Annotated in this window: 22 protein-coding genes; 17 read left to right on the top strand and 5 right to left on the bottom strand. The window is 35.0% G+C overall.

What is annotated here, in order from left to right; all coding sequences use genetic code 11:
• Positions 1 to 13: 13 nt before the first annotated feature.
• Positions 14 to 904, top strand: a complete 891-nt coding sequence (locus ACQKM9_RS10980) for a deoxyribonuclease IV (RefSeq protein ID WP_427734397.1) — start codon at positions 14 to 16, stop codon at positions 902 to 904.
• 75 nt (positions 905 to 979) lie between these two features.
• On the opposite strand, the gene ACQKM9_RS10975 is transcribed toward ACQKM9_RS10980, so the two are convergent.
• The gene (locus ACQKM9_RS10975) at positions 980 to 1210 is read right to left on the bottom strand and encodes a hypothetical protein (RefSeq protein WP_193740480.1); all 231 of its coding nucleotides are present in this window, start codon (positions 1208 to 1210) and stop codon (positions 980 to 982) included.
• Positions 1211 to 1322: 112 nt separating this feature from the next.
• Between ACQKM9_RS10975 and ACQKM9_RS10970 the strand changes: the two genes are divergently transcribed.
• From ACQKM9_RS10970 to ACQKM9_RS10960, 3 genes are read left to right on the top strand one after another with little or no spacing between them, the layout of a single operon-like run.
• Entirely contained in the window at positions 1323 to 2096 is a 774-nt protein-coding gene (locus ACQKM9_RS10970) for a metal ABC transporter ATP-binding protein (RefSeq protein WP_427734396.1), read from the top strand.
• A complete protein-coding gene (locus ACQKM9_RS10965; protein ID WP_427734395.1) occupies positions 2093 to 2935 on the top strand; it encodes a metal ABC transporter permease in 843 nt (280 codons plus the stop codon). The genes ACQKM9_RS10970 and ACQKM9_RS10965 overlap by 4 nt, the downstream gene beginning before the upstream one ends.
• A 21-nt stretch (positions 2936 to 2956) precedes the next feature.
• Positions 2957 to 3397 carry a Fur family transcriptional regulator gene (locus ACQKM9_RS10960; RefSeq protein ID WP_427734394.1) on the top strand — a complete coding sequence of 147 codons (441 nt, stop codon included), beginning with the start codon at positions 2957 to 2959 and terminating at the stop codon, positions 3395 to 3397.
• Between the two features lie 51 nt (positions 3398 to 3448).
• Here ACQKM9_RS10960 and ACQKM9_RS10955 read toward each other — a convergent pair whose 3' ends face one another.
• Positions 3449 to 3709: an excalibur calcium-binding domain-containing protein gene (locus ACQKM9_RS10955; protein ID WP_427734393.1), complete on the bottom strand. Its 261-nt coding sequence runs from the start codon at positions 3707 to 3709 to the stop codon at positions 3449 to 3451.
• Between the two features lie 158 nt (positions 3710 to 3867).
• On the opposite strand from ACQKM9_RS10955, the gene ACQKM9_RS10950 reads away from it, so the two are divergent.
• Positions 3868 to 4245, top strand: coding sequence for a hypothetical protein (locus ACQKM9_RS10950; protein WP_427734392.1), 378 nt, complete (start codon positions 3868 to 3870; stop codon positions 4243 to 4245).
• Positions 4246 to 4602: 357 nt separating this feature from the next.
• On the opposite strand, the gene ACQKM9_RS10945 is transcribed toward ACQKM9_RS10950, so the two are convergent.
• Complete coding sequence (locus ACQKM9_RS10945) at positions 4603 to 6117, bottom strand: DHA2 family efflux MFS transporter permease subunit (protein ID WP_427734391.1); 1515 nt, start codon at positions 6115 to 6117, stop codon at positions 4603 to 4605.
• Positions 6118 to 6321: 204 nt separating this feature from the next.
• On the opposite strand from ACQKM9_RS10945, the gene ACQKM9_RS10940 reads away from it, so the two are divergent.
• Entirely contained in the window at positions 6322 to 7224 is a 903-nt protein-coding gene (locus ACQKM9_RS10940) for a TetR/AcrR family transcriptional regulator (RefSeq protein WP_427734390.1), read from the top strand.
• A gap of 34 nt (positions 7225 to 7258) precedes the next feature.
• On the opposite strand, the gene ACQKM9_RS10935 is transcribed toward ACQKM9_RS10940, so the two are convergent.
• Positions 7259 to 7474, bottom strand: a complete 216-nt coding sequence (locus ACQKM9_RS10935) for a DUF5316 family protein (protein WP_427734389.1) — start codon at positions 7472 to 7474, stop codon at positions 7259 to 7261.
• 163 nt (positions 7475 to 7637) lie between these two features.
• Here ACQKM9_RS10935 and ACQKM9_RS10930 point away from each other — a divergent pair, with 163 nt between their 5' ends.
• The gene (locus tag ACQKM9_RS10930) at positions 7638 to 8408 is read left to right on the top strand and encodes a sulfite exporter TauE/SafE family protein (RefSeq protein ID WP_427734388.1); all 771 of its coding nucleotides are present in this window, start codon (positions 7638 to 7640) and stop codon (positions 8406 to 8408) included.
• Between the two features lie 42 nt (positions 8409 to 8450).
• On the opposite strand, the gene ACQKM9_RS10925 is transcribed toward ACQKM9_RS10930, so the two are convergent.
• Complete coding sequence (locus tag ACQKM9_RS10925) at positions 8451 to 9233, bottom strand: TrmB family transcriptional regulator (protein WP_427734387.1); 783 nt, start codon at positions 9231 to 9233, stop codon at positions 8451 to 8453.
• 448 nt (positions 9234 to 9681) lie between these two features.
• Here ACQKM9_RS10925 and ACQKM9_RS10920 point away from each other — a divergent pair, with 448 nt between their 5' ends.
• The 10 genes from ACQKM9_RS10920 to ACQKM9_RS10875 all read left to right on the top strand — a co-directional run bounded on the left by ACQKM9_RS10920 (position 9682) and on the right by ACQKM9_RS10875 (position 20192).
• On the top strand, positions 9682 to 10917 hold the full coding sequence (locus ACQKM9_RS10920) for a transglutaminase domain-containing protein (RefSeq protein ID WP_427734386.1): 1236 nt from the start codon (positions 9682 to 9684) through the stop codon (positions 10915 to 10917).
• A 385-nt stretch (positions 10918 to 11302) separates the two neighbouring features.
• Positions 11303 to 11914 (top strand): TerD family protein, encoded by a 612-nt coding sequence (locus ACQKM9_RS10915; protein ID WP_427734385.1) that lies wholly within the window; start codon positions 11303 to 11305, stop codon positions 11912 to 11914.
• Positions 11915 to 11946: 32 nt separating this feature from the next.
• Positions 11947 to 12531, top strand: a complete 585-nt coding sequence (locus tag ACQKM9_RS10910) for a TerD family protein (RefSeq protein ID WP_427734384.1) — start codon at positions 11947 to 11949, stop codon at positions 12529 to 12531.
• A gap of 37 nt (positions 12532 to 12568) precedes the next feature.
• The gene (locus tag ACQKM9_RS10905) at positions 12569 to 13144 is read left to right on the top strand and encodes a TerD family protein (RefSeq protein WP_427734383.1); all 576 of its coding nucleotides are present in this window, start codon (positions 12569 to 12571) and stop codon (positions 13142 to 13144) included.
• A 50-nt stretch (positions 13145 to 13194) separates the two neighbouring features.
• Positions 13195 to 13947: a TerC family protein gene (locus ACQKM9_RS10900; protein ID WP_427734382.1), complete on the top strand. Its 753-nt coding sequence runs from the start codon at positions 13195 to 13197 to the stop codon at positions 13945 to 13947.
• Between the two features lie 102 nt (positions 13948 to 14049).
• Entirely contained in the window at positions 14050 to 15216 is a 1167-nt protein-coding gene (locus ACQKM9_RS10895; protein ID WP_427734381.1) for an HpcH/HpaI aldolase/citrate lyase family protein, read from the top strand.
• On the top strand, positions 15206 to 16585 hold the full coding sequence (locus tag ACQKM9_RS10890; protein ID WP_427734380.1) for a phosphoribosyltransferase family protein: 1380 nt from the start codon (positions 15206 to 15208) through the stop codon (positions 16583 to 16585). Before ACQKM9_RS10895 ends, ACQKM9_RS10890 begins: the two co-directional genes overlap by 11 nt.
• Entirely contained in the window at positions 16582 to 17691 is a 1110-nt protein-coding gene (locus ACQKM9_RS10885) for a cysteine protease StiP family protein (protein ID WP_427734379.1), read from the top strand. Before ACQKM9_RS10890 ends, ACQKM9_RS10885 begins: the two co-directional genes overlap by 4 nt.
• Before the next feature lie 10 nt (positions 17692 to 17701).
• A complete protein-coding gene (locus ACQKM9_RS10880) occupies positions 17702 to 18514 on the top strand; it encodes an HAD family hydrolase (protein ID WP_427734378.1) in 813 nt (270 codons plus the stop codon).
• A gap of 55 nt (positions 18515 to 18569) precedes the next feature.
• A complete protein-coding gene (locus ACQKM9_RS10875; protein ID WP_427734377.1) occupies positions 18570 to 20192 on the top strand; it encodes a YceG family protein in 1623 nt (540 codons plus the stop codon).
• Positions 20193 to 20195 lie beyond the last annotated feature (3 nt).

The raw sequence follows: 20195 nt of genomic DNA, 5'->3' as shown, positions 1-20195 counted from the left end.
AGGACCACAGACCATGCTTATTGGCTCACACGTATCTATGAGCGGCAAAAAAATGCTGCTAGCTTCAAGTGAAGAAGCAGCATCCTACGGGGCATCCACTTTCATGATCTATACTGGCGCTCCTCAAAACACACGTAGAAAACCAATTGAAGAGTTGAATATTGATGCAGGATTATTGCACATGAAGGAACATGGACTTTCGAATATTGTTGTCCATGCACCATATATTATCAATATTGCCAATACAACAAAACCAGAAGTGTTTGCACTGGGTGTCGACTTCTTACAAAAAGAGATTGAACGAACAGCTGCTATCGGTGCAAAACAAATTGTTTTACACCCAGGGGCTCATGTTGGTGCAGGTACTGAAATTGGTATAGCAAGAATCATTGAAGGACTTAATGAAGTTCTATCACAAGATTATCCAGTACAAATCGCTCTTGAAACGATGGCTGGTAAAGGCTCTGAATGTGGTCGCACTTTTGAAGAACTTGCTCAGATTTTCGATGGTGTAAAAAACAACGAACGTCTGTCTGTATGTTTTGACACATGTCATACACACGATGCAGGCTATGATATTATTAATGATTTTGATGGAGTTCTTGAAAACTTTGATAAAACGATTGGTATCGATCGTATCAAAGTGCTCCATATCAATGATAGTAAAAATGTTTGCGGTGCAGCAAAGGACCGTCATGAAAATATTGGCTTTGGTCATATTGGTTTTGATGCCTTAAACCGCATTGTCCATCATGAAGCATTCCAAGATGTACCGAAAATTTTAGAAACACCATTTGTAGGTACAGATGCAAAAAATAAAAAAGCACCATACAAATATGAAATCGAAATGTTCCGTAACCAAACTTTTATGCCCGAAAAAATCGACGCATTAAGAGGGGAATAATTTAAATGATGAAGACTTCTCGCCAAAAAAGGTGAGAAGTCTTTTTTGTGTTGTTATTATGAAGATGTCAAATTTTTAGCGACCAAACTGTTTTAGTAAATCTGCTGTTTTTTGTTTGCCAATGGCTTTTTCGATATCCCGCATTACTTGATCAGGTATCCCCATTAGCACCCATTGAATGGAAAAGGACGATAATAGTGGGCGCAACTTTTGAATTTCTTTTTTCGATAATGGAATCTTGTAATTTTTTGCATAGAGGGCGAGCTCCTCATCCGATTTGCCTTGGAATTCCTGTATTAATGACATATAATCCATACTTTCACCCTTTCAAGTATTCGTTCTTTACAAAGTTCTATCTTTCACTTATACTAATTCTTTGTAAATCGTAATGATTCTGAATTAGAAAGAAGCGAAGAATATGGCGCAATTGCCTTTAATCGAACTTAAAAATGTTTCATTTCAATATGACTATACGCAGGTGTTATCAAATATTTCTTTAAAAGTGGAGCAAGGCGATTTTCTCGCATTACTCGGACCAAATGGCTCGGGGAAATCAACAATGTTAAAACTAATCTTAGGATTGATGAAACCAACTTCCGGTCAAATTGAATTATTTGGACAGCCGGCAAACACATTTAAAAAACGCGAGTTGATTGGTTATGTTTCACAAAAATCAAACTCATTTAACTCTGGTTTCCCAGCAACAGTTAAGGAAGTTGTTGCAAGTGGTTTAACAAAGAAAATTGGTCTTTTTAAGCGCCACTTAGCTGATCAGAATGATAAAGTGATGCAAGCATTACGAGATGTCGGCATGGATGGCTTTGCGAATAGGAATATCGGTGAGTTGTCAGGCGGGCAACAGCAGCGTGTCTTTATAGCGAGAGCGCTTGTCGCAGAGCCGAAGTTATTAATCTTGGATGAGCCGACGGTCGGGATTGACCACGAAAATGTGCAGTCATTTTATGATATGCTCGCAAATTTAAATGAGCACCATAAAATGACAATGATTTTAGTTACACATGATGTCGACACTGTTTCGAATCGCATAAGTCATGTTGCTTGTTTAAATCAAACAATCCATTTCCATGGCTTCAAGAACGATTATGATTCTTTATCAGATGATCAATTGAATGCTTGGTATGGTCACGCAGTCCGTAAAATTCACCATACCAAAGAGGAGAAGACGCAATGATTTCATCTATACTACATTATGAATTTTTACAAAATGCATTCTTATCCGGAATTATTATAGGAATAATTGCTCCGTTACTTGGCGTTTTCATCGTTGTTAGAAGATTATCGTTAATTGCGGATGCACTAAGCCATGTAACCCTTGCAGGGATAGCGGGTAGCCTATATTTAAGCCAAACTTTTACAGGGCTAGCATTACTTAATCCGCTTTATTTTGGGATTGTAGCATCTGTCAGTGGCTCAATACTTATTGAACGATTACGTCGCTTATATAAGCATTATGAGGAGCTAGCAATTCCCATTATTATGTCTGGTGGCATAGGGATTAGTGCGATTTTTATCTCCCTTGCAAAAGGCTTTAGTACCGATTTATTTAGCTATTTATTTGGTTCGGTATCAGCTGTTAGCAGACAGGATTTATTTATTGTTGTAGTAATAGCTTTGCTAGTGATAGCGTTTATTTATTTATTTTATAAAGAATTATTCGTTTTATCATTTGATGATGAATATGCAAAAGCGAGTGGGTTGCCTGCGAAATGGATTCACTTATTATTTATGATTGTGACAGCTCTAGTTATTGCTGCTAGTATGCGAATTGTTGGAATTTTACTAGTTTCATCATTAATGACGTTACCAGTAGCCGCAAGTATTCGCATTGCGAAGGGCTTTAAACAAACGATATTATATGCGATTATTTTTGGCGAAGCGGCTGTAATAGCGGGTCTTGTATCTGCTTTTTACTTAGACCTAGCACCTGGCGGAACAATAGTTGTAATCTCTATTTTGATTTTATTAGTCGTCATTCTAGGTAAGAAGATTGCAATGAGCGTACGCGCTTAATTTACAAGGAGGAGTTCGGGTATGAATATTTCTAGAGCATGGGAAATTTTAAAAGAGAATGGCTATAAAAAAACGGACAAACGAGAGCAAATTTTAGATATGTTCGCGGCTACTGAAAAATATTTAACCGCACGGGACCTACTGCTTGTTATGAAAAAAGATTATCCGGGTATGAGTTACGACACAATCTATCGTAATCTTGCTACATTTGTCCAGTTAGGTATTCTTGAAGAAACTGAACTTTCCAGCGAACGTCACTTCCGCATGCAATGTGAAACGGAACATCATCATCACCATTTCATTTGTATGGAGTGTGGCAATATTAAAGAAATTCATCTCTGCCCAATGGACCTCCTGCAAGAGCAACTACCATCATACGAAATTGATGATCACAAATTTGAAATCTACGGCAAATGTCCAGACTGCAAAAAATGTGAGCAATCGAAAAGTATAAGTAAATAAAAACAAGCATCTTTCACAAAGGGAAGATGCTTGTTTTGTTATGAAGAGGGCTTATCTTTCACATGCAATGCCATCTTTATCACGGTCTTTGGATTTATTGGCAACATAAAGTTTAGAGGAAACTGTTGGTTTATATTTAGTTTTACCGCCTATATTTTTCACTTTACTATTTTTGGCTATGCCACCCTTGTACGCTTTGTTAAGTTCAGTGCAGTTTTTATATGTTTTAGCAGCGGCGTCTGTTTCTAAAGGGGGAACAGATAATCCAAGTAGTAGTGTTGATGCGAATGTTGCAAAAATGATTTTTTTCATTACATTACCTCCATAGTGTAAATGTTGTAAATATAACAGTACTAACCTTATCATATATTTCCATAGAAAAAACTATAAAATTAATAAGACTTGAAAATAGTAGCTTGGGTAAGGTTGTAATATAATGGAATGATGACAGAATGAACGGGTGATTCAAGATGAAAAAAAGTACGGTAGTAGGATTAGTAGCGTCTGTTTTAGTTTTAGCAATTTTCAGCTTTGCTATTTATACACTCATTGCCAAAATAACAGATACATCAGCTATTCAAATTGACGAAGTGGAAGTATTTGATGGACAAACTTTGCATATAAAAGGAGACTTTACAGATAGCCAAAAAAAGTATGCGGGTTATACTTTTGATATTATTGAAGATAAATTTTATTTGAGAATGAAAACCGTGTTGTTAGGTGGTAAATCGGATGGTTTTGACTTTGAAATAAAAGATTCAAATTTAGCGAATGTAAAAGCACTCTATTTGCAAGGAGCTAAAAAAGAAGACCAAGTATTACTTTGGAAACCAAAAAAAGAAGAATAAACTTGAGTGGCGATCTAAACAAAAAAGCCCTTTACCATCTACTAATTAATACTAGTAAAGGTAGAGGGCTTTTAATTCTATCTATCATCGATTTCTGAATGGAAAATCTATAATAAAATCAAGTTCTATTTCTGCTAAATCTAATAGAGGTAACGAAAAAATGACTAAAAGTGAAAGTATCGTACAGTTTGCAAGAATTTTTCTATTAGTAAGTATATGTTTTTGCTTAAAAAAGCTGATTACATATTGAATCAAAAATAAGAAAATAAAAATATTTGTAAACGTATTGATATTACTTTGCCAATCAGACAATGTACCCCTCTCCTCCAACTTTCAACTTAAAAGAAGTTATTAAATTTAACCTACAGGTTCAGTCTTTTTAGGTTCTTTAACAGGGACTTTCTCAGTCTTCTCTATTGAACTCGTTCTTTTAATAAAGAAAGCTAGAATGACTGCTATTATCGCAACACCTGCAGATACTAAAAATGCATCATTAATACCTTCAATGGTTGCTTGTGCCATAATCTGTTGTTTCATCTGTGCTAATACCTCATTTGTTGGAGGAGCAGATAATTTACTGATTGCTACATCTAATAGTTCTTTACCATGAGTAACCGAGCGGTTGGACATAATTGTTACTAGTAGAGAACCACCTACAGCGCCAGAAACTTGTTGTAATGTACTATTCATAGCTGTACCATGAGGCGTAAATTTTGCAGGTAACTGATTTAAACCATTTGTCATTACTGGCATCATTACCATTGAAATCCCAAACATACGCACAGTATATAAAAGAACTAAATGCGAATATTCAGTTGTAGCAGTCAACTGGCTAAAGAAGAAAGTAGTAACAACTGTAATAGTTAAACCAACGATTGCTAACATTTTTGCTCCGAATTTATCGAATAATCTACCAGTAATAGGAGACATAATCCCCATCACAATTGCGCCAGGTAACATTAGTAAACCTGAATCCAATGGAGAAATGCCACGAATATTTTGTAGATAGATAGGCATTAACAACATAGCTGAGAACATAGCCATATTTAGTGTGAAAGAAATGAGGGACGAAAGTGCAAACATAGGATATTTATAAACTCTTAAATCAAGCATAGGTTCGCTTAATTTGAATTGGCGGTAAATAAAGCAAATAAGTGAAATGACGCCAATTGCAAGTGAGATTATTACGAATGAATCATCCCAACCTTTATTACCAGCTGAACTGAAGCCGTATAAAATACCACCAAATCCTAATGTAGAGAAAATAAGAGATAAAAAGTCTAATGTCGCAGTTACTTTCTCTTTTGTATCATGTAATTTGAAGAATGCTAAAATAAATACTAAAATTGAAATAGGAGCGATGAAGAAGAATAGCGTAGGCCATTCATAATGTTGAATAATCCACCCCGACAAAGTAGGACCGATTGCTGGTGCAAAAATCATTACTAACCCGAACATACCCATTGCTGTACCACGTTTTTCAGGAGGAAATGTTGTAAACATAACATTCATTAAAAGTGGCATCATAATTGCTGCCCCTGAAGCTTGGATCATTCTTGCTGTTAATAAAACAGGGAATGCAGGAGCAAACCCACCAATGAGAGTACCAATTGAGAATAAGGCTATTGCTATTAAGAATAATCTTCTAGCGGTATATTTTTTTATTAAAAAGGCTGTAGTAGGAACCATAATCCCATTCACTAACATGTACCCTGTTGATAACCATTGAACAGTTGCTGCGCTTACGTCAAAATCTTTCATAATCGAAGGCAATGCAATATTTAATAATGTGTTACTCAGTAAAGCTACGAATGCACCTGTCATTAAAATAATTAACAGGCCATACGAAGGTTTTGTTTGTGTTTCTTGCATGTTGAAAACATCTCCCTTTAAGCGTAAATACGTTTTGTACCATTAGTACAAAAATGAACTAATAGTTTTTAAGTATTTATAATACATCCATTGCTATTATTAATCAAGATAAAAGTATACCGTCGGTCCAAAAATATACATATGGTTTATTGTGTTAAGATATAGTTATGAGGAATAAAAGGTTGATTTTAAAGGAGTATATATATGAATAAACGAAAAAAGCATGTTATAGAAAAAACACATGAATTATTTATAGAAAAGGGTTATCATGCTACTTCAATACAAGAAATATTAGATCACAGTGGTATTTCTAAAGGATCTTTTTACAATTATTTCCCTTCGAAAGCCGATCTTTTTAAAGCTGTATTTAAACTAGTCATAGCTGAAATAAAAGAGAACATGGATAAATTAATGATTGGTGAAGATATCTCTGATGTTGATGTATTTGTAGAACAAGTAGTTTTAATGATTGGGGCCAATCGACAAAATAAATTACAACAACTTTTAGATGATGTAATTGTTTCGAATGATCCTGAATTAATAAAATATATTAAGAATTTCAAATTTATGTTCTTAAAATGGATACATGGACGTTTCCTAAATATACTCCCAGAGGAAAAGCAAGCGTACTCATTTGACTGTGCCATTATTTATATGGGGATAATTCAAAACTTCCGTCAGACAAGTAAAATGTTGGGTGAGAGAATTCAAGATAAGCAAATTGCTAAGTATGGTATGGACCGTATGATGAATATTTTAGAAGATATAAGTAGAGAAGGAATTCGTTTATTCACTCCGGAGCATGTAAATAATCTATTTCCAGAAGGAGATAATGAGGACTCTTTCGATAATGAATTGTCCTTCACAACACTCGGGTTAAGGAAAGAAATTGAAAAAATATTCGTTAACGATGAATCTAAACGAGAAACGTACTTAAAACTTCTGTATTTTATACAAGAAGAATTGATGAATAAAGAAGAGCCTCGGGCATTCCTAATTGAAAGTGCATTATCTACTTTAAATAATTGCGCTGAAATTAATTCAACACCTCATTTTACAAAATATTTTGGAGTATTAATTAAAATGGATTTCAAAGTAATTGAATAAAAAAAAGGTAGTAAAAGCGGCTGCTCTTACTACCTTATTTAATGTCAAAATACCAAAGTACCCAAACGATTATGAAACAAATTACGCCAACTGCTAAACTATATGTACTTATTTTCATCCTTAGAGCACGGTCTTCTGGTGTAATGTTTTGAACGGATCGTCGGTCCCTTTCTCCCGATTGCCATGCACCTATCACAAGACCAGCAATGAGAATGGCTATAACCCCGATAGTGAAAAAGGTGTTAATCATTAAATCATTCCTCTCCATAACTTAGTATACGAAACTTATTGAAGAGTTGTTTAAATAGTTTAGAATCATAGTCTATTCTCTATTTACAAAGTAGTGAAGTGTAGTTACTATTAAAGTAGTAACGTTAATTATCTTGTAGGAGAAAGTTAGGGAGATGGTTTACATGATGGATTTGGACTTGTATACACTTTTATTGTTGGTTGCATTTGGTTTTTTAGCAGCATTTATTGATTCGGTTGTTGGTGGAGGCGGTTTGATTTCTATTCCTGCTCTAATGTTTACTGGATTATCACCGTCTACAGCCATTGCAACGAATAAGCTAGCAGGGTCTATGGGGTCCCTTACTAGTACTATTTCATTTTTTCGTTCTGGAAAAATCGATTTTAAAATAGTCGGTAAATACTTCCCACTTGTTTTCTTTGGCTCGATGTTAGGTGCATGGTTTGTACACTTTATTTCACCAGAAGTGCTGAAACCACTTGTGTTAATACTCTTAATTGCTGTAGCAACATATACCATCTTCAAAAAAAACTGGGGTCAAAAGTCGACTTATGCGAAATTAGATAAGAAGAAGGCGCTAATATTTACGGTTGTAATGACAATAATTGGTTTTTATGATGGCTTTTTAGGGCCCGGGACCGGTTCTTTTTTTATTTTTGCATTTTTAATGATTGGTTTTGATTTTTTACAAGCTGCAGGCAGTGCGAAGTTTTTGAATTTTGCTAGTAATATTGCGGCACTTAGTATGTTCTTATTTCTAGGAGCCGTTAATTTTTCTTACGGCATTCCGATGGGGCTGGCGATGATTGTTGGAGCAATTGTTGGCTCGAAATTTGCTATTAAAAAAGGTGCAAGTTATGTACGTGTATTATTCATTTTTGTTACGGTTATTCTAATCCTTAAAAACGTATTAGATTACTTACATATTTTATAAAAAATGACCTTCGCAAAATAAAATGCGAAGGTCACTTTCTGTTTACATTGAAAAAAATTGTTCTCTCTCAGTTGCAATCCAATTCTCTACTGCATCGTTTTGTTTTTTGACTAGACGATTGACGAGAATATCATGCCATATATAGTTTTCTAACAAATAAATATGGACGGGGTCGTCGGTATAAAAGGCAGTATCTCTTTCTAAAATCGATGGACCGTAAATCATTTCTTTACCATCAATAGATAAGATAAACCACTTTTGATGACCGATATTCTCCGTATAAGAAGTTATGCGGTGATAATCTAAACCTGGTAAGGGCTGTTCAATTTCAAAAACAATGCCTTTTAGTCCGCATTTCTCTGAAGTTGCTTGTAAATCAGCTAGTAGCTCTTCATACATATCTCCCCAAAAAGAAATCACCGCTTTTTTCTCTGCTTTTTTCAGCAAAGTACGACAGAAGGAAAGAATATGCTCGGCACCTTTTAATGTTGCTACACGATTATCCGGTGTCGGTTCTGTTTTTTCAAGTTCTTTTAACGACTCGCTAATAGATTCAAAATTAGTGCGCCAATTCGACTGCATCGATTCTAAAAAAACATCAACAGGAAGCGGTGAATATTGCGCAGCTTCATTAATTTCTTCTTTTAAGACAAGTCCTTGTTTTTCAAGTCCGTTTAAAATTTCATATATGCGTGCACGTGGTATACCGGAGTCCTTACTTACTTGATAAGCACTCGCAGAGCCAAGTCGCACTAATGCCAAATATGCTTTGGCTTCATATTGGTTAAAGCCAAGCGATTGCATTTTTTGTATTATGTCTTGCACAAGACCACCTCAGTACATTCGTCATTCTGCTACTATCATATCAAATAGTCCGTAGACTTGCTTGTCCTAACATGAATAGGGGGTATTACAATTGAGGGAATGAAATAAAAATTTAGTACCCAACTATATAGTGCTATTTCTATAGATATTTTCTAAGTAAAACAATAAGTCTTTTAAATGCAGATTAACCTATCATTTCAGAGTTATGGTGAAAAAATAAATTAGTCATTGAGATTGGTGAATATGAAATAATAATGAATGCAGGTTGATTTAATACAAAATTAAAATAGTCTGTTTAGCATTCTTTTTCCGGAATACTTCAACATGGTTAAAATATAATAGGGAATGAGGACTTTCTGTAATGACCTTCTTTTAATTTTTTCGATTAAAAAATTGAAGATTATATTCATTGACTGTAGACTTATGAAGTAGAGGATGTGATGATGACTTGAGAAAGGTAAATTGGTACCTATCGATTTTTAGTTTAATATTGATATTGGCCTTAACAAGTAGTAGTGATAGGGTTTTGGAAGTATCTGCTGCAAAAGACGCAGTCACTGTTTCCTCTGTTAAAGGTCTTAAAACAGCCGTGTCTAGGGCTATGCACAATTATGACGGGAAGTTAACCATCTCTTATAAGGGCAATATTACGCAAAAAATGGATCAAATAAATGGAGTCGTGGAACAACTTTTAGCTGCTGATGATTATCTCTCAGGTAGTTTTAAAGAGAGTAATATTCATTATCAATATAATTCAAGTTCAGCTATTATAAACTATACGTTTTCTTATCATACGTCAAAGAGTCAAGAGCAGTATGTAGATGCACAAGTAAAACGTTTCATTAAAGAAGAGATATCTGAAAAGATGAGTGATTTTGACAAAGTAAAAGCGATTAATAATTATATTGTGTTAAATACAAAGTACGGGTCGGATACTCATGCAAGCGCTCACTCAGCTTATGCTGTTTTTAAAGAAGGAAAAGCGGTTTGCCAAGGCTATACATTAGCGGCTTATAAATTATATCAAGCAGCAGGAATCGATGTGAGATATGTTGTAGGGTATGTCGATCAAGTTGCGCATTCATGGAATTTAGTGAAAGTAGATGGCAAGTGGTATCATATTGATTCTACTTTTAATGACCCTACACCAGATCGTGCAGGTAAAGTAAGTAGCAAATATTTCTTGTTATCTGATTCAGCATTGGCGGAAGATCACAGATGGGTGACAGAAGATTATCAAAAGGCTTCGGATACAACATATAATTTTATAAGAGATACCGAAGATTTTGTGAAGTCTGGAGACAAGGTTTACTATACTAAGTCAGATGGTAGCAGAGGTATTTATATTAGAGATACAAAGACAGGTAACGAAAATAAAATAACAAATACAAATGCAAAATACTTAGTGAAAGCTGAAGATTGGTTGTATTTTAGTAACAAAGATCAAAAGGGGTATTTAACTAAAATTAATAAAGATGGTTCAAAACAAATGAAGATTAATGAGCAAGAGTCGAGTAATTTAAAAGTACTTGATCAAATACTCTATTATACAGCTAATGGGAAAGAGCAAACTCTTAATTTGAATGAAATTGTAGAAGAAGATCAGAAAAAGGATTCCGGCAATCTATTTTCTTATATTGAACAATTTTTCTTTCAACTATTTCCTGGGAAATTGCACGAATAATACGAAATAATGATGAAATAATAAAAAAAGGAAGATTTCTTAATCGACAGCAGATTAAGAAATCTTCCTTTTTATTTATCTAGGATTTGAAAAATAAAATGAAACCATTTAATGTTATAATCGTATATAGTATTAAGTCGTATAAGATGATTGCTATACGGAGTAATACTTTACATAACAAGGTGAATTTGTGACAGAAGCAATAGCCCAATAGTAAATCTATTACTGGGGATACAATTTAATTTGATTCAAAGAAATTATTACTAATATTCTTGATATTTGTTATATAATTACAAATACAAGGAGTTTAGATTTTATAATGATTTTCTTTTCAAATTAAGGTTGCAATATGTGAGGATTTTTTAAAAATAGGGAGTGAATGACTATGGGCATTAATTTACAAAAAGGTCAAAGAGTCGATTTAACAAAGGGTAAAGCGGATTTAAATCGAGTAATGGTTGGTTTAGGCTGGGACCCAGTTAGCCAAGGGAAAAGCGGCGGTCTATTAGGTGGACTATTTGGTGGCGGAGGTAGCGGTAGTAATGTTGACTGTGATGCCTCTGTATTAATGTTAAAAGACGGTCATTTAAAAGATGGTCAAGATGTCGTTTATTTCGGCAAATTAAAAAGTAAATGTGGATCTGTTCAACACTCTGGAGATAATTTAACAGGTGATGGCGACGGCGATGATGAAGTCATTACAATCGATTTAAAAGCTGTGCCAGCAGATTACGATAAACTTGTGTTTGTTGTTAATATTTATGATTGTGTAAAACGTAAACAACATTTTGGTTTGATTCAAAATGCATATATTCGTGTGTTTGAACCTAATACTAGGAATGAATTGATTCGATATAATTTATCTGATAACTATGCTGATTTAACAACTCTAATAACAGGTGAGATTTACCGCCATAACGGTGAGTGGAAATTTGGTGCCATTGGTGATGGTACAACAGAGGCTAAATTAGGCGAAGTTTGTAATCGATTTCAGTAATATAAAATATTAAAACTTAGGAGGAATTTCAAATGGCTTCAATTTCGTTACAAAAAGGACAAAAAGTAGATTTAACAAAAACAAACCCTGGTTTATCTAATCTAATCGTTGGATTAGGATGGGATACAAACAAGTATGATGGTGGCGGAGATTTTGACTTAGATTCTTCAGTATTTTTATTAGGTGCTAATGGCAAAGTGACTGCTCCAGAAGATTTTGTCTTCTATAACAATACTAAAGGTGCTGGCGGTGCTGTTGAGCATTCTGGAGATAACTTAACTGGTGCGGGAGATGGCGATGATGAAACGTCAAAAGTATTATTAAACCAAATTCCAGCATCTATCGAAAGAGTTGCGTTTACAGTTACAATTCACGATGCTGAAGCTCGTCGTCAAAACTTTGGTATGGTATCAAATGCGTTTATTCGTGTAGTGAATGCCGATACAAATGAAGAAATCGTACGTTATGATTTAGGTGAAGATTTTAGTATAGAAACAGCGGTTGTTGTTGGTGAAATCTATCGTCACGGTGCAGAGTGGAAATTTAATGCGATTGGTGCAGGATACCAAGGTGGATTAACAGCACTTTGTAATGATTACGGTTTAGATGTGAACTAAACTTCTATGAATTTAACTTAGAAAGGGTGTCTAGTGAATGGCTATTCAACTAAGTAAAGGACAACGAATTGATTTAACAAAAAATGATCCTAGTTTAAAAAATATAGGAATCGGATTAGGTTGGGATGTAAAGCAATTTGATGGCGGACAAGATTTTGACCTAGATGCATCTGTGTTTTTATTAGATGCATCTGGCAAATGCCGTAACGAACAAGATTTTATCTTTTATAACAACCTAGTTAGTGCAGATCAATCCGTAACACATACAGGAGATAACCGTACTGGTGCAGGTGATGGTGACGATGAGAAAATACTGGTGGATTTAAGCAAAATTTCACCTCAAATCGACAAAATCGTAGTAACTGTTACAATTCATGAAGCAGACACTCGTCGTCAAAACTTTGGACAAGTATTAAATGCTTATGTACGTTTATTAAATGAAGATTCACAAAGTGAAGTACTGCGATATGATTTAGGTGAAGACTTCAGCATTGAAACAGCTGTAGTATTCTGTGAGTTATACCGTCACAATAATGATTGGAAATTTGCAGCAGTAGGTTCAGGTTACCAAGGTGGCTTAGGAGCTTTAGTAAACGTATATGGACTACAATAAGTTCTGCTAATCGACATACAATTTAATATGTTTTTAACGGAGGAAGTCACTTGGAAATAATCAATGAAATAATGGGTACATACGCTCAATTCTTCGATTGGGAAATGTGGGGGGAAGTATTAAAAAGCCCTGAAGCATGGGGGTTAATCGGCTCTCTAGTTGTCATGGAGGGCTTATTATCCGCAGATAATGCACTTGTATTAGCTGTACTAGTAAAGCATTTGCCTCCAGAACAAAGAAAAAAAGCACTTCTTTATGGAATGTTCGGTGCTTATATTTTCCGATTTTTATTTATAGGAATTGGTGTTTACCTTGTTAAATTCTCAATTGTTAAAGTTCTAGGTGCCATGTATTTAGGATGGATCGTCTATTCTCACTTCAAAAATAAAGGTGGAGAAGATGACGAAGCGAAAGAGTTTAAAAAGGAAAGCTGGACTGTACGTGTGTTTGGGTTATTCTGGGCAACGGTCATTTCAGTAGAGTTAATGGATATTGCATTTTCTATTGACTCTATTTTAGCTGCTTTTGCGATTTCTGACCAAGTATGGGTCCTATTACTAGGCGGTATTCTGGGAATAATAATGATGAGAACAATTGCTGGTGTATTCCTTACATTAATCGAAAAAGTTCCTGAGATGGAGACGACAGCCTTTGTATTAATCGCTATTATTGCGATTAAAATGTTTGCAGGTGTATTCGGTTTCCACATGGAGAATACAACTTTCTTCCTTATCTTAATTGTTGCTTTCTTAGGTACATTCATTGTACATTTCAGAAATAAGAAAAAGCTTGGAAATATGTAACACTAAGCATGAAGGCGTTCTATTAGTCGACTAATTTTAGACTCATAGAATGCCTTTTTCTATTAATTTGTAAGGCCATTTTAAAGCGTTGGAGAGAACAATATGAGACATTTTGAAAATATGTTAGATACAATTTTCTATAGAGCACCAGAACATTTTACGAAATGGGACAATCCACAAGAGTTAGCTTATTCATTAGGTGCAACCTTATATATGCCCGGTACATTACCAAAGTTAGACGAGGTAATTCAAAATCGTAAATACAATGATTTAACCTCTCTCGTAATAGATTTAGAGGATGCTGTTGGTGATCATGATGTTGAAGAAGCTGAAAAATTAGTTGTGATGGCTATGGATAGACTTCATGAAAAGTATGTACAAGATAGTTCTATACTAGAGAATATCCCTCTTATTTTCATTAGAGTAAGAGATCCTAAGCAATTGCGTCGCTTAATGCAAGCAATGGGCCATAGACAAGTGGTATTAATGGGGTATGTTTTCCCTAAGTTTACTGTCGAAGTAGGACAAGAATTTTTTTCTTTATTAGCTGAAGCTAAGCAGTTATTCAATCTGGAAATTTATGGTATGCCAATATTAGAAACACCGGATATTATTTACAAGGAACATCGAATAGAAAAATTGCTAGCAATTAAACAGTTATTAGATCAGTATCGAGAGTTCGTTTTAAACGTACGTATTGGCGCAACAGATTTCTGTGGTATATATGGTATTCGTCGTAGTGCAGATTCGACAATTTATGATGTTTCAATAATAAGAGATTGTATGGCTGACATCGTCAATGTTTTTAAGAGACAACCCGATGCCTATGTAATTTCTGGACCTGTATGGGAATACTTTAGTCACGAGCGGGTATTAAAACCATCATTAAGACAAACCCCATTTATCAAAAACGGTGCTGTTAGTGAGCGTCAGGCAATTTTAGATAAATATATAGATGGTTTAGTAAAAGAGGTATTGTTAGATAAACAAAATGGAATAGTAGGAAAGACGATTATCCATCCATCACATATTCGATATGTCCATGCGCTCTATGCTGTTACACATGAAGAATATATGGATGCACTTAGTATAAAGAAGCATAATGACGGTTCTAAAGGAGTACTGAAGAGTCAATATGCTAATAAGATGAACGAGATGAAACCTCATAGTTTTTGGGCAGAAGAAATTCTTATGAGAGCAAAATTCTTTGGCGTTTTAAATGAATCAGCTGATTTTGCAACGTTTTTATTAAGTATGGATGGTGAATGAATTGATAAAGGATCAATATGAACAAAGACTACCTATTTTAGGTGACTATGAAATTACCGTAACATTAGATAACAATCCATATCATTTCAACATAGAGGATTTATTTCAAATGGCAACGCGTATTAATAAAAAGAGAGGCTTTCTTTTTGTCAGTAAAGTACTTGGGAAACATTTGGCAGTTGAACCTCAAATGCCGCTATTAGTAGGAACATTACTAAGTATGCGTTATATGGAAGAGACTTATGGAGAAATGCATGAGTTAGAAAATCTAGTAGTTCGTGCATTACGGCGTGAAGTAGATGTACAAGAAACGCTTGAGCAAGTGACAAAAATGCCGGTAAACTTACAACATCAGACACTTTTTATCGGTTTTGCTGAAACTGCTACGGCTTTAGGACATGCCGTTTTCCGTAACTTTAATTCAAATGCTACTTATATTCATACGACACGAGAATTGATTAATGAGCTTGATCCGATTATCTGTTTTGAAGAAGAACACTCACATGCAACAAGTCACCGTGTTTATTCAACAAATGAAGCGGTTTTTGAGCAAGCACAACGTATCGTTTTAGTGGATGATGAAATGACGACAGGTAATACCGTGATTAATATTATTAAGACGTTAAATGATCGTTTTCCACATATTCAGCATTACACGGTTATGTCTATTTTAGATTGGCGTCCACAGGAAAAACAGGACATTTTTAATCAGTTAGAGCAAGAGTGGGGCATCACTATACAGTTTATATCCATTGTGCAAGGTCATTTTGAGTTACATGGTGCACCAAAATTAGTGGAACAAAAGCTAGAAAATGTTAAAGAAAATAAAGCACGTATTCAAGTACTAGATACCAAATCAAATAATATCCTTTCATATACATCTACAGACGAGCGACAAAGAGTGAATAATGCGCCTTATTTACAAGGTACAGGTCGATTTAGCTTAACTGCTGATATGCATCATGAACTTGATGTCCAATTACTACAAATGGCAGAACAACTCACTTCATTACGAACTACAGGTCCAGCTCTTGTAGTAGGAACCGGAGAATTTATGTATATCCCAATGCGAATAGCATCATTTATGGGGTCAGACGTTTATTTCCAATCATCGACACGTAGCCCTATTTACCATTCCCTAGATGAAGGTTATACAATTTCGCAAAAATGGGCATTTGATAGTCCAGAGAATAATGGCGTTGTAAACTTCTTATATAATTTAGATACCTATCCATATACTGAACTTTTCCTAGTAGTTGAAAGGATAGCTAATAAAGCTGCTTTAACAGAGCTAATAGAGCAACTGGAAACCGTGAATATTAAGCACATATATATCCTCGTGATGAACTATGGGGAGGGAACTGAATGAGTAACCTAAAATATATACCAGATCCAATGGGCAGCTATCAACCGGATGACTGTGTCTTTTTATTACGTGATTTAAGTACGCAATCACTTGAAATGCGTAATGAGGAGCGTGAACGACTAATTCAATCCGGGACACACTATTCGGAAATGTTACCTATTGAATATCAGCCTTCTGAAGAGTATTTAAACTTATTTCATCAAACGTTAGCTGTATATGCAAAGCGTATTGCTATTGCAGTAGGTGTTGTAGCAGAGCAAATAAATATGAAAAAAGGCCTTAAGAATTTAGTACTTGTTAGTTTAGCGAGAGCGGGTACTCCTATAGGTGTATTAATTAAGCGTTACTTGCAAGAACACTATAACGAGAATATCCCACACTATTCGATTTCAATTATTCGTGGGAAAGGTTTCGATGAGACAGCCATCAGCTATATTTTAGAAAAGCATCTTGATGCTAATATTCAGTTTATCGATGGTTGGACAGGTAAAGGGGCAATCACAAAAGAGCTAAATCGATCATGTGTGATTTTTAATGAAAAGCATGGTACTCAAATTGACAGCGACTTAGCGGTTCTAGCAGATCCAGGTCATTGTTCTTCATTATACGGGACAAGAGAGGACTTTTTAATTCCATCTGCTTGTTTAAATTCTACGGTTTCAGGGCTGGTTAGCCGTACTATTCTAAATGCAAATCTTTTGGCAAAAGGGGATTTTCATGGGGCGAAATTCTACCAAGAGTTAAGAAACGACGATGTTTCCAATTTATATGTTGATAAAATATCGGTATATTTTCAGCGTATAGCCGATGAAGTACGAAGTATTCTGGTAGAGCGTCTGTTGGAAGATACAACGCCTACATGGCTTGGGATGAAAGCTGTTGAAGCTATTCAAAAAGAAATGGAAATACCTGATGCCAATCTCATAAAGCCTGGAATCGGAGAAACAACTAGAGTATTATTGCGTCGTGTGCCGTGGAAAATTCTGATTAATCCCACATGTATTGATGATTTAGAACATGTATTATTATTAGCAAAAGACAAAAGCATTCCAATTGCAGAATACCCTAATATGTCCTATTCTTGTTGTGGACTCATTAAAAGAGTATAGAGGAGTTAATATGAAGATACTATTTACATCTGATTTAGATCGTACACTCATTTATTCAAATCATATGATGTCACTTTATCCTACTACCAAATCGAAAACTGCAATAGAACGTAAAGGTGATGTAGATACTAGTTGGATGTGTGACGAAACGATGGAGTTACTAAAAGAAGTAAGAGAAAAGACCTTATTTGTTCCAGTTACTACTCGTGCAAGACATCAATTTGAACGGATTCATTCCATACAAGAATTACACCCGCTTGTTGCGATAACAAGCAATGGGGGGACAATATTAGAGAATGGTAAACCGGATCTCGTATGGGCAAAGCAGTTAAGGCAATCCATTGAAGACTCTTCGGTGCCTGATGAACAAATGCTACGGATTATGAAAGATTTAAAGTATGCCGATTGGATGGAGCGATCTTTATATATTGATGATTTATTTTATGTCAATCACGTTCATCTAGAAAATGTCCAAGCGGATGCTTTGCAACAACTAAAAGAGGAATTACATGAACTTGGGTGGCATTTACTGTTACAAAAGAAAAAACTCTATATGCTTCCTAATGTACTAACGAAAGAAGCAGCTGTTACGTATATCAAGAATAAATATAGCTTTGACTATCATTTTGCAGCGGGCGACTCTATATTGGACTATAATATGTTAGCAATGGCAGACCGCTCTTATACACCTCTTCATGGTGATATGAAAGATAAGGAGCCAAAAAAACTAACGCAAACCCACTATTCAAACGAAAATGGTACAGCCTTCACGAAAGAGCTATTACAAGATGTTCTAGAGCATGTGAATCGTGTTACACTATAAGAGAAAATGAAATGCTATAAGTTCAAACACACTCTTTAAGGAAGGAGGAGTTTGTATGCGTAATATGCAAATTGAGCCTATATTACATAAGGATACAACAGATTGGCAAGCGCAGTTTTTGACGTCTAGCAAAGATAGATCGCTATATGAATTGGATGATACTAAGTTTCGTTTTAGTCGAATTGCTGTACGTGTATTGGGTGTTCCTGTAGAGGAAGATGATTATTTTAATACACTATTTGATATGGCGAAAAATGACTCAATTTATGTGTTAAGCGAAGAATTAGATAAATACATTGATCCAAAGGACTTTCAAGCTGTGCAAGCAATCTTAAAGGCTCATCAGGAGACGCCTAAAGGTTTGTCTATTAATCGTTTGGTAGCGATGATGTATGGGCATCAATTAATCCCACAACATCCAAATACTTTTATAAATAAGCATTTACAGTTAACCATGATTAACATCATCGAATTATTCAAAGAACAGCAAGCAGCGGGGTTACTATCAAATGAATTTAGACGGTTCTTAATCGATATGATCAAATGGCTTAAAAACCATTGGGCAAAATGGTCACAGTCATTAGATATCGGAGATGAATTTCCTAAAGTGGTTTGGTACGGGGAGTCGACTATTAGCCAGCGCTACTTTTTATTATTATTAATGGAGCTTGGGTGTGATGTTTTAATCTTTTCTCCTACTGGGACAGATGAGTTCTCTGCATTAGATCCTGAGGAGAAGCTGTCTGTTGTCTATCGATATGCAACGACGACAACATTACAACCTTTTCCAGAGAAATTACGTGAACGACAAGCAACTGTAGGGTACCGCTCAAGTAAACATTTTGATAAGTTAATGCATGACCAACAATCGGGTGTTTTTAAACCATGGCAGTTTAAAGAACACTTACCACGTTCTATTACATTGCGTACGACATATGATGATATTTTCATTTATGGCAATGAAAAAGCGATGGTGCGTCCAGAGTTCAAAGTTGTAGGAGAACAAATATATATTCCGGTTATTTTTGCGAAAATTGCTGGTATTTCAGTGGATCGTGAAGAATATTGGGAGAATATGCACAAGCTTATACAAGGTTCGAATAGCCAATTTGTTAGAGCATTCCCATATATGAAAAGCAGTAAAGCAAATTTTCAATTCCATTACAATCATTGTTTGGAGAATAATGAATTATCACCAGTGAAAATGATGGCGAGTGATTGGTGGCAATATGGTCAATTACAGGAATCCATTCAGCTGGCTATTGCACATACTATCAAAGATTGCTGTGAAAATTCTTCGCTTCTTCCGCTTGCACATGAGAAAGCGATAGATTTACAGTTATTTATGTTTAAAACAGCAACAATGATTCCAATTGAACTGTTACGTTTACTGCAGAACTTTGATTATTCACAGGAAATTCCTCGACTCGTTTTATACCATTCTCAAATGGACGGGGAACTATCTCGAGAAGACGCGGCATTACTAGCCTTTTTAAACCGATTTGGTGTAGATATCATTTTATATAATCCGACCGGTAAATTAGATATAGAATTGTATATGGAAAAAGATATATTTGACGTTCACTTACTAGAACACATGGTTTTTGACCAACCTTATCAAGAGCCAAAAGTAAAACCAAATTCAATAATAAAAAAATTCATCCATAAGTTTTTATAGCTT

Source organism: Viridibacillus sp. NPDC093762, assembly GCF_050279675.1.
In the GTDB taxonomy this organism is placed as follows: domain Bacteria; phylum Bacillota; class Bacilli; order Bacillales_A; family Planococcaceae; genus Viridibacillus.
This window is presented reverse-complemented; position numbering and strand designations above follow the sequence as displayed.